Raw genomic sequence first — 15,982 nt, 5'->3', positions numbered from 1 at the left:
CAAAATTGCGCTAAATCAATCTCCCTTAAAGTTGCAACAAAAATCCCTTTTATCCCCGCGTTAAGCGTCTTAACCTTAAACATGTATATTAAATATAACTTTAAAGGTGTGATCATGTTTTGTGTGCAATGTGAACAAACTATCCGTACTCCGGCAGGAAACGGCTGCTCATACGCGCAGGGGATGTGTGGTAAAACGGCGGAAACCTCTGACCTTCAGGACTTACTGATTGCGGCGCTGCAAGGGCTTTCTGCCTGGGCGGTAAAAGCACGTGAATACGGCATCATCAACCACGACGTAGACAGCTTCGCGCCGCGTGCATTTTTCTCAACGCTGACTAACGTTAACTTCGATTCTCCTCGTATTGTCGGCTACGCCCGTGAAGCGATTGCCCTGCGTGAGGCGCTGAAAGCACAATGCCTGGCAGTAGATGCAAACGCCCGCGTCGATAACCCGATGGCTGACTTGCAACTGGTGAGCGATGATCTCGGTGAACTGCAACGTCAGGCGGCGGAATTTACGCCAAATAAAGATAAAGCAACGATTGGCGAAAATATTCTCGGCCTGCGTCTGCTCTGCCTGTATGGTCTGAAAGGTGCGGCGGCCTATATGGAACACGCTCACGTTCTCGGTCAGTACGACAACGATATTTACGCCCAGTACCATAAAATCATGGCATGGCTGGGAACCTGGCCTTCCGATATGAACGCACTTCTCGAGTGTTCCATGGAAATCGGCCAGATGAATTTCAAAGTGATGAGCATTCTGGATGCAGGCGAAACCGGTAAATACGGTCATCCGACACCGACTCAGGTCAACGTCAAAGCTACAGCGGGTAAATGCATTCTGATTTCCGGTCACGATCTCAAAGATCTCTATAACCTGCTGGAACAGACCGAAGGCACGGGCGTTAACGTCTACACCCACGGCGAAATGTTGCCTGCTCACGGCTACCCGGAGCTGCGTAAATTCAAGCATCTGGTCGGTAACTACGGCAGTGGCTGGCAGAATCAACAAGTTGAGTTCGCTCGCTTCCCTGGCCCTATCGTGATGACCTCTAACTGCATCATCGACCCAACCGTCGGCGCTTATGACGATCGTATCTGGACCCGCAGCATTGTTGGCTGGCCGGGCGTGCGTCATCTGGATGGTGAGGATTTCTCTGCGGTCATCGCCCAGGCGCAACAAATGGCGGGCTTCCCGTACAGCGAGATTCCGCATCTGATCACCGTAGGTTTTGGTCGTCAGACGCTGCTTGGCGCAGCCGATACGCTGATTGATCTGGTGAGCCGTGAAAAACTGCGTCATATCTTCCTGCTTGGCGGCTGTGACGGTGCCCGTGGTGAACGTCACTATTTCACCGATTTCGCTACCAGCGTGCCGGATGACTGCCTGATCCTGACGCTCGCCTGCGGTAAATATCGCTTTAACAAACTTGAGTTTGGCAATATCGAAGGTCTGCCGCGTCTGGTGGATGCTGGCCAGTGTAACGATGCATACTCAGCGATTATTCTGGCTGTCACCCTGGCAGAAAAACTGGGTTGCGGTGTCAACGATCTGCCACTCTCGCTGGTACTCTCCTGGTTTGAACAGAAGGCAATTGTTATTCTGCTGACGCTGCTTTCTCTGGGCGTGAAAAATATCGTCACCGGCCCGACTGCACCAGGCTTCCTGACCCCAGACCTGCTGGCGGTGCTGAATGAGAAATTCGGCCTGCGTTCTATCACCACTGTTGAAGAAGACATGAAGCAACTGTTGAGCGCGTAAGGAGTTTATCGATGACGATGCCAACGAATCAATGCCCGTGGCGGATGCAGGTTCATCACATTAAGCAAGAAACACCGGATGTGTGGACGCTTTCCCTGATTTGCCACGATTACTATCCGTATCGCGCCGGGCAATATGCGCTGGTCAGCGTGCGTAACTCAGCAGAAACGCTGCGTGCGTATACCATTTCCTCCACGCCAGGCGTGAGTGAATACATCACCCTGACCGTGCGGCGGATTGATGACGGTGTCGGCTCCCAGTGGCTGACTCGCGAGGTGAAACGCGGTGACTATCTCTGGCTTTCGGATGCGATGGGGGAATTTACCTGCGACGATAAAACAGAAGAGAAATTCCTGTTACTGGCAGCAGGCTGCGGTGTCACACCAATTATGTCGATGCGTCGCTGGCTGGCGAAAAATCGTCCGCAGGCCGATGTACAGGTGATCTACAACGTGCGCACACCGCAGGATGTCATTTTTGCCGACGAATGGCGCAACTATCCGGTGACGCTGGTGGCAGAAAATAACGTCAGCGAGGGCTTTATCGCTGGTCGCCTGACTCGCGAACTGCTGGAAAGCGTTCCTGACCTGGCTTCGCGTACCGTGATGACCTGTGGCCCGGCTCCGTATATGGATTGGGTGGAACAGGAAGTGAAAACACTTGGCGTAACACGCTTCTTTAAAGAGAAGTTCTTCACGCCGGTGGCGGACGCTGCGACCAGTGGTCTGAAATTCACCAAATTACAACCGGCACAAGAATTTTATGCCCCGGTTGGCACCACGCTGCTGGAGGCGCTGGAAAGCAATAAAGTTCCGGTCGTCGCCGCCTGTCGTGCGGGTGTTTGCGGCTGCTGTAAAACAAAAATAATTTCTGGCGAATACACGGTGAGCAGCACCATGACGCTGACTGACGCCGAAATCGCTGAGGGTTACGTGCTGGCCTGTTCCTGCCATCCGCAGGGAGATATGGTTCTCGCGTAATCGCATTATGCCCGATGATATTCCTGTCATCGGGCAATTTAACTGTTAGTGCCTCCTTTTTCTCCCATCCCTTCCCTCTCCGTCAGATGAACTAAACTTGTAACCGTTATCACATTCAGGAGACGGAAAACCATGAAACAAACGGTTGCAGCTTATATCGCTAAAACGCTCGAATCGGCTGGGGTGAAACGTATCTGGGGAGTGACAGGCGACTCGCTTAACGGCCTCAGCGACAGCCTTAATCGTATGGGCACTATCGAGTGGATGTCCACCCGCCATGAAGAGGTCGCGGCCTTTGCCGCTGGCGCTGAAGCCCAGCTTTCAGGAGAACTGGCGGTCTGCGCCGGATCGTGTGGGCCAGGCAACCTGCACTTAATCAACGGCCTGTTCGACTGTCATCGTAATCACGTTCCGGTACTGGCGATTGCCGCCCATATTCCTTCCAGCGAAATTGGTAGCGGTTATTTTCAGGAGACCCACCCGCAAGAGTTATTCCGCGAATGTAGTCACTATTGCGAGCTGGTTTCCAGCCCGGAGCAGATCCCGCAAGTACTGGCGATCGCCATGCGCAAAGCGGTGCTTAACCGTGGCGTTTCGGTGGTCGTTTTACCGGGCGATGTGGCGTTAAAACCTGCGCCAGAAGGGGCAACCACCCACTGGTATCACGCGCCACTGCCAATAGTGACGCCGGAAGAAGAAGAGTTACGCAAGCTGGCGCAACTACTGCGTTACTCCAGAAATATTGCACTGATGTGCGGCAGCGGCTGCGCGGGCGCGCATAAAGAGTTAGTAGAGTTTGCCGGGAAAATTAAAGCGCCAATCATCCATGCTCTGCGTGGTAAAGAACATGTCGAATACGATAATCCGTATGATGTCGGAATGACCGGCTTAATCGGTTTCTCATCGGGTTTTCATACCATGATGAATGCCGACACTTTAGTGCTGCTCGGCACCCAATTCCCCTACCGCGCGTTCTACCCGACCGATGCCAAAATTATTCAGATCGATGTCAATCCTGCCAGCATTGGCGCACACAGCAAGGTGGATATGGCGCTGGTGGGCGATATCAAATCAACCCTGCGATCACTTCTGCCATTGCTGGAAGAAAAAACCGATCGCAAGTTCCTGGATAAAGCGCTGGAAGATTACCGCGATGCCCGTAAAGGGCTGGACGATTTAGCCAAACCGAGCGAGAAAGCGATTCACCCGCAATATCTGGCTCAGCAAATTAGCCATTTTGCTGCCGATGATGCCATCTTTACCTGTGACGTCGGCACACCAACGGTATGGGCTGCGCGTTATCTGAAAATGAACGGTAAGCGTCGCTTGTTAGGTTCGTTTAACCACGGTTCGATGGCTAACGCCATGCCACAGGCGCTGGGCGCGCAGGCAACCGAGCCAGAACGTCAGGTAGTCGCCATGTGCGGTGATGGCGGTTTTAGTATGTTAATGGGCGATTTCCTCTCGGTGGTACAGATGAAACTACCGGTGAAAATCATCGTCTTTAACAACAGCGTGCTGGGCTTTGTGGCGATGGAGATGAAAGCTGGTGGTTACCTGACAGATGGCACTGAACTGCACGACACCAACTTTGCCCGCATTGCCGAAGCGTGCGGTATTACGGGCATCCGCGTAGAGAAAGCCGCTGAAATCGACGAAGCCCTGCAACGCGCCTTCTCCATCGACGGTCCTGTACTGGTGGATGTGGTCGTCGCGAAAGAAGAGTTAGCTATTCCACCGCAGATTAAACTCGAACAGGCCAAAGGTTTTAGCCTGTATATGTTGCGGGCGATCATTAGCGGACGCGGTGATGAAGTGATCGAACTGGCGAAAACAAACTGGCTAAGGTAAAAAGGGTGGCATTTCCCGTCATAATAAGGACATGCCATGATTGATTTACGCAGTGATACCGTTACCCGACCGAGCCGCGCCATGCTAGAAGCGATGATGGCCGCCCCGGTTGGGGACGACGTTTATGGAGACGACCCTACCGTTAATGCTCTGCAGGACTACGCGGCAGAGCTTTCCGGTAAAGAAGCCGCCATTTTTCTGCCTACCGGCACCCAGGCCAACCTGGTCGCTCTGCTCAGTCACTGCGAACGCGGCGAAGAGTATATTGTCGGTCAGGCAGCACATAACTATTTGTTTGAAGCTGGTGGTGCTGCGGTACTGGGCAGCATTCAGCCGCAACCCATCGATGCGGCTACCGACGGCACGCTGCCATTGGATAAAGTGGCGATGAAAATCAAACCTGACGATATCCACTTCGCCCGCACAAAGTTGCTTAGTCTGGAAAACACCCACAACGGCAAAGTACTACCGCGTGAATACCTGAAACAGGCATGGGAATTTACCCGCGAGCGCAATCTGGCGCTGCACGTTGACGGCGCTCGCATCTTTAACGCCGTGGTGGCTTATGGCTGCGAACTGAAAGCGATCACGCAATATTGTGATTCGTTCACCATATGTCTGTCGAAAGGTCTTGGTACGCCGGTAGGTTCGCTACTGGTAGGCAATCGTGATTACATTAAACGAGCCATCCGCTGGCGGAAAATGACCGGTGGCGGGATGCGTCAGTCCGGGATCCTGGCGGCCGCCGGGATGTATGCGCTGAAAAATAACGTCGCGCGTTTACAGGAAGACCACGACAATGCCGCCTGGATGGCAGAGCAACTGCGTGAAGCGGGCGCTGATGTGATGCGCCAGGACACCAATATGCTGTTTGTTCGCGTCGGGGAAGAAAATGCTGCTGCGTTGGGTGAATACATGAAAGCGAGAAACGTGCTGATTAACGCCTCACCGATTGTTCGCCTGGTAACACATCTCGACGTCTCGCGTGAACAACTGGCTGAAGTCGCCGCCCACTGGCGCGCTTTCCTGACGCGTTAAGGAGCGAGACGTGCCGCAACGCATTTTAGTTCTCGGTGCCAGTGGCTACATTGGTCAGCATCTGGTGCGCACACTCAACCAGCAAGGGCATCAGATCCTGGCGGCGGCACGTCATGTCGACAGGCTTACAAAGCTACAACTGGCTAATGTCAGTTGCCATAAAGTCGATCTTAGCTGGCCGGACAACCTTACGGCTCTGTTAAAAGATGTTGATACCGTCTATTTTCTGGTGCACAGCATGGGCGAAGGCGGTGATTTTATCGCTCAGGAACGCCAGGTTGCTCTCAACGTCCGTGATGCGCTGCGTGAAGTGCCGGTTAAGCAAGTCATCTTTCTTAGTTCATTGCAGGCTCCGCCCCATGAGCAATCGGATCATCTGCGCGCCCGTCAGGCCACGGCGGATATTTTGCGTGAAGCCGATGTGCCTGTTACTGAATTGCGTGCCGGAATTATCGTCGGAGCCGGGTCAGCGGCGTTCGAAGTCATGCGCGATATGGTTTACAACCTGCCAGTGCTAACACCACCGCGCTGGGTTCGTTCACGTACCACACCCATCGCGCTGGAAAACCTGCTGCACTATCTGGTGGCGCTGTTAGACCATCCGGCCTGCGAACATCGGGTATTCGAAGCCGCCGGACCACAGGTGCTCAGCTATCAACAGCAGTTTGAACATTTTATGAGCGTGAGCGGCAAACACCGCGGGTTAATCCCCATCCCTTTCCCCACCCGCTGGATTTCGGTGTGGTTTCTCAATGTGATTACCTCCGTACCGTCCACCACCGCAAGTGCGTTGATTCAGGGACTGAAACACGATCTGCTGGCGGATGACACCGCCTTACGCGCGCTCATTCCACAACCGCTGATCGCTTTTGATGACGCTGTGCGTCGCACGTTGAGAGAGGAAGAAAAGTTCGCCAACTCCAGCGACTGGGGATATGACACTCAGGCCTTTGCCCGCTGGCGACCAGAATACGGTTATTTCGCCAAACAGGCGGGTTATACCGTTAAAACCTCCGCCAGCCTTCAGGCTTTATGGCGGGTAGTGAATCAAATCGGCGGTAAAGAACGTTACTTCTTTGGCAATATTTTGTGGCAGACCCGGGCGTTGATGGACCGCGCAATAGGTCACAAACTGGCGAAAGGTCGCCCCGAGCGAGAATATTTGCAAACCGGCGATGCGGTGGATAGCTGGAAAGTGATTGTCGTCGAGCCTGAAAAACAGCTTACCTTATTGTTTGGTATGAAAGCGCCAGGACTTGGGCGACTTTGTTTTACTCTCGAAGATAAAGGCGACTATCGCACTATTGATGTCCGCGCTTTCTGGCACCCGCACGGGATGCCAGGGCTGTTTTACTGGCTGTTCATGATCCCCGCACATCTGTTTATTTTTCGCGGGATGGCAAAACGAATCGCCAGACTGGCAGAACAAAGCACAGATTAATCGAAAAAAACCTGCGTTATTCTTTCATGTTTCCCATTGCATCAAGGATGAAATCACGGAAGAATGCGCACGTCGTTTTTATCAACAACAGTGGAATGATATGAAGGTACTGGTTACCGGCGCCACCAGCGGCTTAGGTCGAAACGCGGTTGAATTTTTATGCCGAAAAGGCATCAGCGTAAGAGCGACCGGTCGCAATGAAGCGATGGGTAAATTGCTGGAGAAAATAGGCGCAGAGTTTGTCCAGGCGGATCTGACTGAACTGGTCTCATCGCAGGCAAAAGTAATGCTCGCAGGCATTGATACGCTGTGGCACTGTTCCAGCTTTACCTCGCCGTGGGGAACGCAGCAGGCTTTCGATCTGGCAAACGTTCGCGCCACTCGCCGCCTGGGTGAATGGGCTGTCGCCTGGGGCGTACGTAATTTTATTCATATCTCTTCACCGTCACTGTACTTCGATTACCACCACCACCGCGACATCAAAGAAGATTTTCGTCCGCACCGCTTCGCCAACGAATTTGCCCGCAGCAAAGCCGCCAGTGAAGAGGTCATCAATATGCTTTCGCAGACAAATCCACAAACGCGCTTTACCATTCTGCGCCCACAAAGCCTGTTTGGGCCGCACGATAAAGTCTTTATTCCCCGTCTGGCGCATATGATGCACCACTACGGCAGCATCCTGTTACCCCACGGTGGCAGCGCACTGGTCGATATGACTTACTATGAAAATGCGGTGCACGCTATGTGGCTGGCGAGCCAGGAAGCGTGCGATAAACTGCCTTCTGGTCGTGCGTATAACATTACCAACGGCGAACATCGCACTCTGCGCAGTATCGTGCAGAAATTGATCGACGAGCTGAATATTGATTGCCGTATCCGTTCGGTGCCTTACCCGATGCTGGATATGATTGCCCGCAGTATGGAGCGTTTAGGACGCAAGTCAGCAAAAGAGCCGCCGCTAACCCATTACGGCGTCTCCAAGTTGAATTTTGACTTTACGCTGGATATTACGCGAGCACAGGAGGAGCTGGGGTATCAGCCGGTCATCTCGCTGGATGAAGGTATCGAGCAAACTGCTGCCTGGCTGCGCGACCACGGAAAACTGCCGCGCTAGTCCTGGCCGTATTTCTCCAGTAGGGCTTCGGCAATCGCCTGAGTTTCTGCATCCGCTTCGCCGTTATATAACGTCGGGCGGAAGTGCATCTGAAACGCCATAATGACTCGCTGCTGTTCGCGCGGCGTCATTTCAGGTTTTACGTCATAGCCGTAGCGCGCCAAAAGCTCCAGTAACGATGCTGTTTCTACCGGCGTGTGTGGTGCGCGTCCGGCCAGATAAAAGCTAACGCGCGATGCATCCGGCCAGGCACCAATCCCCTGCTGCGCCAGTTGCTGCCACGGAAATAACGGGCCAGGATCGTCCTTGCGCTGTGGGGCTATATCCGCATGTGCCACCACATTCTCTGGTTTGATGTGATAGCGGGCGATAATCTCTTTCGCCAGTGGAATGAGCGCCTGAATCTGCGCCGGTTCAAACGGCGCAAAATATTTCACCCCCGCCGATTTTTGCCAGCCACGATTTTCCAACTCAATACCAATAGAGGTGTCGTTAATTCGTGTTGCTCCGCGCCAGGCGCTGATCCCCGCATGCCAGGCCAGTTCCTGTTCCGGCACCAATTGCCAGATACGTGGTTTGCCGTTGTAACGCGGCGGCACGGCAGGCACCAGATAATGCGAGCTGACCTGCTTATCGGTCAGTGTCGCCAGCGAAGAATCGAAGTCATCTGCAGTGTAATGGATCACCAACACTTTGATACGAGGATACGCTGCCTGTGCCTGACGTCGGGTATCGAGCTGGTATCCCTCCTTCTCAACAATTCCTTTTTCTCCTGCGCACCCTGCCAGTAACAGAACCGCAGCAACCAGCCAGAAGATTCTTCTCATCGACGCGTTTTCACCGCTGTTCCGCTGACGCTGACCATCAGCATACTGCCGTTTTGCCCGACCGTTTCATAGTCGATATCAATGCCGACCACTGCGTCAGCACCCAGCGCCCGTGCCTGATCGCCTAACTCTTCAAACGCAATCTCCCGTGCTTTACGCAGTTCTTTTTCGTAAGCCCCGGAGCGTCCGCCGACGATATCGCGGATGCCCGCAAAGAAATCGCGAAAAATATTGGCACCTAAAATCGCTTCGCCCGTCACCACACCGCAATATTCAACGATGGTCTGACCTTCAAGTGTTGGGGTTGTGGAAAATTGCATGACCGATCTCCTTGTTTGCTAAGCCTTCGATCTCAAAAGCATTATCGGACTGATACGCTATTATTGAAAGGATATCATTATTATCGTAGAACGCTTTCAAGGTGTTCGCTTATAAGGAAATCATTATGCGCTACAGCAAATTGACCATGCTTATCCCTTGCGCACTGTTACTCAGTGCTTGTACCACCGTTACGCCAGCCTATAAAGACAATGGCACTCGCACAAGTTCTTGCGTCCAGGGCGGCCCTGACAGCGTGGCTCAGCAATTCTATGACTACCGTATTCAGCATCGCAGTAACGACATTACCGCTCTGCGCCCGTATTTGAGCGATAAACTGGCGGCACTGCTCAGCGATGCCAACCGCGATAACAACCATCGCGAATTGTTAAGCAGCGATCCGTTCTCCAGCCGTACTACCTTGCCTGATAGCGCCCGAGTCGCCAGCGCGTCGACCATCCCGAATCGCGATGCGCGCAATATTCCGCTGCGCGTAGATCTGAAACAAGGCGATCAGAGCTGGCAGGATGAAGTATTGATGATTCAGGAGGGGCAATGTTGGGTTATCGATGATGTGCGCTATTTAGGTGGCAGCGTTCACGCCAAAGCGGGAACATTACGTCAGTCCGTTGAGAACCGTTAATCCCTTGATCAGATTATAACCCCCATAAATTGTCCGGCATTCTGCGAGGAATGCCGACATTTATGCTCGCCGCCCATCACCCTCGTTATTTTGTGCTATGTTTAGTGAATAATGTGCTTTGCTTTTAACTTTTAAAGCAGAAATATTGCATAATTATTCTGTCAAAGGTACTATCTTCGACCTCAATAGCTATCAGACTGCCAGTATACGAGTGTCAATGAGTATTCAATTAAACGGCATTAATTGCTTCTACGGCGCACATCAGGCGCTGTTCGATATCACGCTGGATTGCCCGCAGGGCGAAACGCTGGTGTTACTTGGCCCCAGCGGCGCGGGGAAAAGCTCGCTGCTGCGTGTACTCAATCTGCTTGAGATGCCGCGCTCCGGTACGCTCAACATTGCAGGCAATCATTTCGATTTCACCAAAACACCGTCTGACAAAGCGATTCGCGACCTGCGTCGTAACGTTGGCATGGTGTTTCAGCAATACAATCTGTGGCCGCATCTCACCGTGCAGCAAAACTTGATCGAAGCACCCTGCCGCGTACTCGGCTTGAGTAAAGATCAGGCGCTGGCTCGTGCAGAAAAACTGCTGGAACGTCTGCGTCTCAAACCTTATAGCGATCGTTATCCACTGCACCTTTCTGGTGGCCAGCAACAACGTGTTGCTATCGCCCGAGCGCTGATGATGGAACCGCAGGTGTTGCTGTTTGATGAGCCGACCGCCGCACTGGACCCGGAAATTACAGCGCAAATCGTCAGTATCATTCGTGAACTGGCGGAAACCAACATTACCCAGGTGATCGTCACCCACGAAGTTGAAGTCGCGCGTAAAACCGCCAGCCGTGTGGTGTATATGGAAAACGGTCACATCGTAGAGCAAGGCGACGCGAGCTGTTTTACCGAGCCGCAAACCGAAGCATTTAAAAACTATCTCTCTCACTAAGATTCGGGATAACGACAATGAAAAAAGTTCTGATTGCCGCGTTAATTGCTGGTTTTAGTCTTTCCGCCACAGCCGCTGAAACCATTCGTTTTGCTACCGAAGCATCCTATCCTCCGTTTGAATCGATGGATGCGAATAACCAGATCGTCGGGTTTGACGTTGACCTGGCGCAGGCGTTGTGCAAAGAGATCGATGCGACCTGTACTTTCTCTAACCAGGCGTTTGACAGCCTGATCCCGAGTCTGAAATTCCGTCGTGTGGACGCCGTTATGGCGGGTATGGATATCACTCCTGAGCGTGAAAAACAGGTACTGTTCACCACCCCGTACTATGACAACTCTGCACTGTTTGTTGGTCAGCAAGGCAAATACACCAGCGTTGATCAACTGAAAGGCAAAAAAGTCGGCGTGCAGAACGGGACGACGCACCAGAAATTCATTATGGATAAACATCCGGAAATCACCACTGTTCCATATGACAGCTACCAGAACGCGAAACTGGATCTACAAAATGGCCGTATTGACGGCGTATTCGGTGACACCGCAGTGGTAACCGAATGGCTGAACAATAATCCCAAACTGGCACCAGTTGGCGACAAAGTGACCGATAAAGATTACTTCGGTACTGGCCTCGGTATTGCGGTACGTCAGGGCAACACTGAACTGCAGCAGAAATTCAACGCTGCGCTGGAAAAAGTGAAGAAAGATGGCACTTACGAAACCATCTACAACAAATGGTTCCAGAAGTAATTCCTGATGAATGAATTTTTTCCTTTAGCAAGCGCCGCCGGGATGACCGTCGGCCTTGCCGTTTGTGCATTGATTGTCGGTCTGGCGCTGGCGATGTTCTTCGCGGTGTGGGAGTCAGCAAAATGGCGTCCTGTCGCGTGGGCAGGTTCGGCGCTGGTAACGATTCTGCGCGGCCTGCCAGAAATTCTGGTAGTGCTGTTTATCTATTTTGGTTCTTCGCAGCTACTACTGACACTTTCGGATGGCTTCACCATCAACCTTGGGTTCGTACAGATCCCGGTGCAGATGGACATAGAGAACTTCGACGTTAGCCCGTTCCTCTGCGGGGTGATCGCCCTGTCCCTGCTGTATGCTGCCTATGCCTCGCAAACCCTGCGCGGTGCACTGAAAGCGGTGCCGGTGGGTCAGTGGGAGTCTGGTCAGGCGCTGGGGCTGTCGAAATCGGCTATATTTTTCCGTCTGGTGATGCCGCAGATGTGGCGTCATGCGCTGCCTGGTCTCGGCAACCAGTGGTTGGTACTGCTGAAAGATACCGCGCTGGTCAGTTTGATTAGTGTGAATGATTTAATGCTGCAAACCAAAAGCATCGCCACCCGTACCCAGGAACCATTTACCTGGTACATTGTGGCGGCGGCGATTTACCTGGTGATTACCCTGTTGAGCCAGTACATTCTCAAACGCATTGATCTGCGCGCGACACGTTTTGAGCGGAGACCTGGCTGATGCTTGAGTATTTACCTGAACTGATGAAAGGGCTGCATACCAGCCTGACGCTGACGGTCGCCTCGCTGATTGTGGCGCTGATTCTGGCGTTAATTTTTACCATCGTCCTGACGCTGAAAACACCGGTGCTGGTGTGGCTGGTGCGGGGTTACATCACACTGTTTACCGGTACGCCGCTGCTGGTGCAGATCTTCCTGATTTACTACGGACCGGGCCAGTTCCCGACGTTGCAGGAGTATCCGGCGCTGTGGCATTTGCTGTCGGAACCTTGGTTGTGTGCACTGATTGCGTTGTCGCTGAATAGTGCCGCGTATACCACGCAACTGTTTTACGGAGCAATTCGTGCGATCCCGGAAGGTCAGTGGCAATCCTGTAGCGCCCTGGGGATGAGTAAAAAAGATACGCTGGCGATCCTGCTGCCGTATGCATTTAAACGCTCGCTCTCTTCTTATTCCAACGAAGTGGTGCTGGTGTTTAAAAGTACCTCGCTGGCTTACACCATTACGCTGATGGAAGTGATGGGATACAGCCAGTTGCTGTACGGACGCACCTACGATGTGATGGTGTTTGGCGCGGCGGGGATTATTTACCTGATCGTTAACGGCCTGCTGACGTTGATGATGCGCCTGATCGAGCGTAAAGCGCTGGCGTTCGAGCGTCGGAATTAATGTGGCTGCATTGATAACGTGCTAATGCCGGATGCGGCGTGAACGCCTTATCCGGCCTACATTCGCAGGATAATTTGTAGGTCTGATAAGACACGCAAGCATCGCATCAGACACCAGCACAGAACCCGCATATTGCATAAATCCTTATAATGAAGACGGGCAACCCACTAAGTTGTCCGTCTTTTTTTATCTATTCTGAATTATTTAATCATATTTATTGCATATAAATTCACTTAATGGCATTGTTAACCCATGCCGCAGACACGGCCAATAAACATAAGATTGACAGACGGGAGTTCCATCATGAAAAAGTTAGTTCTTGCCGCATTACTTGCTTCCTTTACTTTCGGCGCTTCTGCCGCAGAGAAAATCAATTTTGGCGTATCAGCTACCTATCCCCCCTTTGAATCTATAGGTGCTAATAATGAGATCGTCGGCTTTGATATCGATCTGGCAAAAGCGTTATGCAAACAAATGCAGGCAGAATGTACTTTTACTAATCACGCTTTCGACAGCCTGATCCCGTCACTAAAATTCAGGAAATATGACGCCGTGATTTCCGGGATGGACATCACACCAGAGCGCAGCAAACAGGTGGCCTTTACCACGCCATACTACGAAAACTCTGCCGTCGTGATTGCCAAAAAAGATACCTATAAGACTTTTGCCGATTTGAAAGGTAAACGTATTGGTATGGAAAACGGCACCACCCACCAGAAATATATTCAGGATCAGCATCCGGAAGTGAAAACCGTCTCTTATGACAGCTATCAGAATGCATTTATCGACCTGAAAAATGGCCGTATCGATGGTGTATTTGGTGACACAGCGGTAGTTAATGAATGGCTGAAAACCAATCCACAACTGGGCGTTGCGACTGAGAAAGTGACCGATCCGCAGTACTTCGGCACCGGCCTGGGCATCGCTGTTCGTCCGGATAACAAAGCTCTGCTGGAGAAACTGAATAACGCACTGGCAGCCGTTAAAGCCGACGGTACGTATCAGAAAATCAGTGATCAATGGTTCCCGCAGTAATTGAGACTGATGACAAAAGTAAGATGGCCTGATGCGCTACGTTTATCTGGCCTACATTGACTCTACAATATATTGATTTCGCAAGATTTTGTAGGTTGCATAAGGTGTTCACCCCGCATCCGGCATGAACAAAGCGCATCTGGTCAACAATCTGAAGCCGCAGCCGCGGCTTTTTTATTGCTTCACCAACAGCGTCAGCACTTCATAATGCGCGGTGTGCGGGAACATATCGAAAAGCTGTACCCGCTCAATGCGATAACCAGGCAGTTCGCGAATATCTTTCGCCATCGTTTGAGCGTTACAACTGGAGTAAATAATAAAACGCGGTGCCATCGTTGAGAGATAGTCACACAGTGGCTTTCCAATGCCGCGACGCGGTGGATTAACCAGCACCAGTTCCGGCACTTCGCCTTGCGCGGTGGCAAACTGAGTGGAGTCCAGCGCCTGAAATTGCAAACGCGTTAAGCCCAGCTCAGCAGCAGACTGTTTCGCACAAGCAATCGCTTCTGGTGCAATTTCAATCCCCGTTAACTGCATTTCTGGCGTCGCACAATGCAAACCAAAACCGCCAACACCGCAAAACAGATCCCACATATGGTTTACCGGTAGTTGCTGCACCCAATCGCGCGCGGTGGCATAAAGCTGGCTGGCAACTGCCGGATTGGTCTGGAAGAAACTTTGCGGACGGATCCACAACGGTACGTTATTAAAACGCTCTGCCAGCGCCTGTTGTTCGGTCAGGTAGATCTCCGTCTCCCCTTCCATAATCGCCATATGTACTGGCTGAATATTGACGGTAATGACGTTGAGCTGCGGCAGTTGTGCCTGTAGCCACGGTAGCGCCTTACGCAGTTGCGCCAGCTTGGTTTCCGAGCGCAGCACAAAACGCAGCATCATGCCGCCATCAGTCTGGCTTTCAGTCAGCAGAATGTATTTCAGTTCACCACGCTTACGCGCCACGTTGTACGGCGTCAGCCCGGCGCGGGCAATAAACGGTTTTAGCGCCGCAAAAACGGGCGCAAATGAGGCAGGATAAAGCGGACAGTCGCAAAGATCTTCCGGCGTGCCGTCGCGGTGTAGCATTCCGAGCAGTGGCTTTTCAACGCTGCCACTCACCACCATTTTGGCTTTATTACGAAACCCTTGTTCGGGGCCAGACACCGGCGCGCACCACTCCGCAACCGGAAAATCGGTCAGCAGATTTTTAAGATCGGCGGTTTTAGCGGAGAGTTGCTCTGGAATCGGCTGCGTTATCCACTGACAGGAACGACAGCGACCCGCGTCGTAAAGTGCGCACTGCATACATTGACCTTCACATCATCAGGGGCGACGATTATACACATTATTGCAACTGGAAGAACCGCCGACTGGTAGCGGGAACGAATAGCAACAACAGGATGAGCATATCCGGCAGCTTCTGCAGCATCAGGCTATGGAGGATTTCGCGTTTTGATTCACCGGGAATGCTGAACAGCTCAGGATAACCATAACCGAGTGAAGCCGCCCACAGATAACTGGCAGCCGTAATTTGTGTCAGCAGATACAGCCAGCGCGCCCAGCTACAGCCTTTCACCAGCGAAAACGCACACCAGATTTCAATAAAAACCAGCGCCAGGCTGCTTAAAAAGACCAGCGTTAAACTCCAGGTTTGTACGCTACGATGAATGAATTCGCCAATACCGTGAACGCCCAGCGTATTGAAAATCATCAGCACGTCGAGACCACGGATCATAATAATGGCGAGCGCCGCCACCTGCACCAGCGCAGGCACATTCAGGCGAGCATGTGATGAAGATGTTTTCTTAAAAAATCCCAACGTTTCGTCTTCCATGAAAACAATGCCGCGACATGCGCGGCATTATGTAGCCAGGTTGGCAAATTT

General features: G+C 52.2%; 16 protein-coding genes. 12 read left to right on the top strand and 4 right to left on the bottom strand.

Features of this window, described 5'->3' with window-relative positions:
* The first annotated feature begins 114 nt into the window (after nt 1-114).
* The 6 genes from hcp (at nt 115) to A1SC_RS20135 (ending at nt 8,191) form a co-directional block, all read left to right on the top strand.
* Nucleotides 115-1,767 carry a hydroxylamine reductase gene (hcp, locus tag A1SC_RS20110; RefSeq protein WP_000458827.1) on the top strand — a complete coding sequence of 551 codons (1,653 nt, stop codon included), beginning with the start codon at nt 115-117 and terminating at the stop codon, nt 1,765-1,767.
* 11 nt (nt 1,768-1,778) lie between these two features.
* Nucleotides 1,779-2,747 (top strand): NADH oxidoreductase, encoded by a 969-nt coding sequence (hcr, locus tag A1SC_RS20115; RefSeq protein ID WP_016261850.1) that lies wholly within the window; start codon nt 1,779-1,781, stop codon nt 2,745-2,747.
* A gap of 132 nt (nt 2,748-2,879) precedes the next feature.
* Entirely contained in the window at nt 2,880-4,598 is a 1,719-nt protein-coding gene (gene poxB, locus A1SC_RS20120; protein WP_016261849.1) for a ubiquinone-dependent pyruvate dehydrogenase, read from the top strand.
* A 36-nt stretch (nt 4,599-4,634) separates the two neighbouring features.
* Entirely contained in the window at nt 4,635-5,636 is a 1,002-nt protein-coding gene (ltaE, locus tag A1SC_RS20125; protein ID WP_000566404.1) for a low-specificity L-threonine aldolase, read from the top strand.
* A 10-nt stretch (nt 5,637-5,646) separates the two neighbouring features.
* The gene (locus A1SC_RS20130; protein ID WP_016261848.1) at nt 5,647-7,077 is read left to right on the top strand and encodes an SDR family oxidoreductase; all 1,431 of its coding nucleotides are present in this window, start codon (nt 5,647-5,649) and stop codon (nt 7,075-7,077) included.
* A 100-nt stretch (nt 7,078-7,177) separates the two neighbouring features.
* Nucleotides 7,178-8,191: an NAD-dependent epimerase/dehydratase family protein gene (locus A1SC_RS20135; RefSeq protein ID WP_000866894.1), complete on the top strand. Its 1,014-nt coding sequence runs from the start codon at nt 7,178-7,180 to the stop codon at nt 8,189-8,191.
* Here the strand turns inward: A1SC_RS20135 and amiD are convergent.
* Together amiD and A1SC_RS20145 are read right to left on the bottom strand one after the other, a co-directional pair.
* Nucleotides 8,188-9,018 (bottom strand): N-acetylmuramoyl-L-alanine amidase AmiD, encoded by an 831-nt coding sequence (amiD, locus tag A1SC_RS20140; protein ID WP_001516080.1) that lies wholly within the window; start codon nt 9,016-9,018, stop codon nt 8,188-8,190. The genes A1SC_RS20135 and amiD overlap by 4 nt on opposite strands.
* The gene (locus A1SC_RS20145; RefSeq protein ID WP_001160731.1) at nt 9,015-9,338 is read right to left on the bottom strand and encodes a heavy metal-binding domain-containing protein; all 324 of its coding nucleotides are present in this window, start codon (nt 9,336-9,338) and stop codon (nt 9,015-9,017) included. Before A1SC_RS20145 ends, amiD begins: the two co-directional genes overlap by 4 nt.
* Nucleotides 9,339-9,463: 125 nt before the next feature.
* On the opposite strand from A1SC_RS20145, the gene A1SC_RS20150 reads away from it, so the two are divergent.
* The 6 genes from A1SC_RS20150 (at nt 9,464) to artJ (ending at nt 14,100) form a co-directional block, all read left to right on the top strand.
* On the top strand, nt 9,464-9,979 hold the full coding sequence (locus tag A1SC_RS20150) for a lipoprotein (RefSeq protein WP_016261847.1): 516 nt from the start codon (nt 9,464-9,466) through the stop codon (nt 9,977-9,979).
* A 217-nt stretch (nt 9,980-10,196) separates the two neighbouring features.
* Nucleotides 10,197-10,925, top strand: coding sequence for an arginine ABC transporter ATP-binding protein ArtP (gene artP, locus A1SC_RS20155; protein ID WP_000027205.1), 729 nt, complete (start codon nt 10,197-10,199; stop codon nt 10,923-10,925).
* Between the two features lie 17 nt (nt 10,926-10,942).
* Complete coding sequence (artI, locus tag A1SC_RS20160) at nt 10,943-11,674, top strand: arginine ABC transporter substrate-binding protein ArtI (protein ID WP_000756581.1); 732 nt, start codon at nt 10,943-10,945, stop codon at nt 11,672-11,674.
* Between the two features lie 6 nt (nt 11,675-11,680).
* Nucleotides 11,681-12,397, top strand: coding sequence for an arginine ABC transporter permease ArtQ (gene artQ / locus A1SC_RS20165; protein WP_001001690.1), 717 nt, complete (start codon nt 11,681-11,683; stop codon nt 12,395-12,397).
* Nucleotides 12,397-13,065 (top strand): arginine ABC transporter permease ArtM, encoded by a 669-nt coding sequence (artM, locus tag A1SC_RS20170; RefSeq protein WP_000895404.1) that lies wholly within the window; start codon nt 12,397-12,399, stop codon nt 13,063-13,065. Before artQ ends, artM begins: the two co-directional genes overlap by 1 nt.
* A gap of 303 nt (nt 13,066-13,368) precedes the next feature.
* Nucleotides 13,369-14,100 carry an arginine ABC transporter substrate-binding protein ArtJ gene (gene artJ, locus A1SC_RS20175; protein WP_001516078.1) on the top strand — a complete coding sequence of 244 codons (732 nt, stop codon included), beginning with the start codon at nt 13,369-13,371 and terminating at the stop codon, nt 14,098-14,100.
* Nucleotides 14,101-14,274: 174 nt separating this feature from the next.
* On the opposite strand, the gene rlmC is transcribed toward artJ, so the two are convergent.
* The gene (gene rlmC, locus A1SC_RS20180) at nt 14,275-15,402 is read right to left on the bottom strand and encodes a 23S rRNA (uracil(747)-C(5))-methyltransferase RlmC (RefSeq protein ID WP_001149757.1); all 1,128 of its coding nucleotides are present in this window, start codon (nt 15,400-15,402) and stop codon (nt 14,275-14,277) included.
* 40 nt (nt 15,403-15,442) lie between these two features.
* A complete protein-coding gene (locus A1SC_RS20185; RefSeq protein WP_000389253.1) occupies nt 15,443-15,931 on the bottom strand; it encodes a YbjO family protein in 489 nt (162 codons plus the stop codon).
* Nucleotides 15,932-15,982: the final 51 nt, after the last annotated feature.

Source organism: Escherichia sp. KTE52, assembly GCF_000408325.1.
Lineage (GTDB): Bacteria > Pseudomonadota > Gammaproteobacteria > Enterobacterales > Enterobacteriaceae > Escherichia > Escherichia marmotae.
The sequence above is the reverse complement of the archived record's forward strand: the minus strand, read 5'-3'. Positions and strand labels throughout refer to the sequence as shown.